This window comes from Rhodococcus sp. 14C212, from assembly GCF_011058195.1.
GTDB classification, from domain to species: Bacteria; Actinomycetota; Actinomycetes; order Mycobacteriales; family Mycobacteriaceae; genus Rhodococcus; species Rhodococcus aetherivorans.
Genome location: NZ_JAALEH010000223.1, coordinates 1 through 830, shown reverse-complemented (window position 1 = coordinate 830; position 830 = coordinate 1). Strand labels below are relative to the sequence as shown.

Annotated in this window: 1 protein-coding gene; it reads left to right on the top strand. The window is 67.3% G+C overall.

The annotated features are described in order from the left end of the window. Positions 1-472 precede the first annotated feature (472 nt). Positions 473-637 (top strand): hypothetical protein, encoded by a 165-nt coding sequence (locus tag G6038_RS31755; protein WP_240918900.1) that lies wholly within the window; start codon positions 473-475, stop codon positions 635-637. Positions 638-830 lie beyond the last annotated feature (193 nt).

Below are 830 nucleotides of genomic sequence, written 5' to 3'. Positions count from 1 at the left end.
ACTCCGCGCACTTCGCGTGCGGGCCCCACCGGACCCCCGCGGCCCCCGACACCGAGGCCGACCCGAGACACGCCCTGGCCGGCTACCTGCGAGGGCCTCGAAGCCGTCAGCGACGCGCGGCGAGAACGGCGTCGTCGAGAAAACCCGCTCCGGCCACTTCGCCGACGAGGCGGTGGACGTCGACCTGCACCGCAAATTCCATCGCCGGATCCTGATCGACGCGAGGCCCGACATCGCCGGCAGGTGGCGCACCAAGCCGGTCCGGGGTGGAAGGCCACTATCCGCCGGAACACATTCATGCGGACCGGGAGATGCGGGAGCTGTTCCACCGCTTTACCGGCCGACCCGACTACCGCGGCGACGACGTCGAGCTCCCACTCGAAGCCCCGGCGTACCTGGAGGCTCAGGCGCTGCACCTACATCCGTTCGAGGAGTTCCACGGTAGAGCGCTCCCGCTGCTGGTCGCGAAGCGATGCGGCGGCTGGAGTTCCCCGTCCTCGAGCTCAGCGCCGAACGGGACGCCGAGCATGCCCGGTATGTGACGGCGCTGCGGGAATGGGATCAGCACAGGTCGTTGGCTCTGCTGTGCGAATTCCGGCGGGACGATCGCTTCGGCTCGCTGAACGATCAGGACTGAAGGTCCTGCCTGCGACGCAATATCGAGCCGGAGGAGCATGGGCACCGTCCGTGAACTCCGGCCGACTACCGGCGTGATCACGTGTTCGAAGATCATGGATTCTTCCGCTCAGCACGGCGGAGCGCCGGATAGGAAGCCCATGTCATGCCGGCTTGAGCCGCGTGTGTCTCCAACGAAGCCGTCTTGAATCCGA

Bases quoted from the DNA above. Each gene is read 5' to 3' on its own strand.
- G6038_RS31755 (WP_240918900.1), top strand. From the start codon at position 473: ATGCGGCGGCTGGAGTTCCCCGTCCTCGAGCTCAGCGCCGAACGGGAC.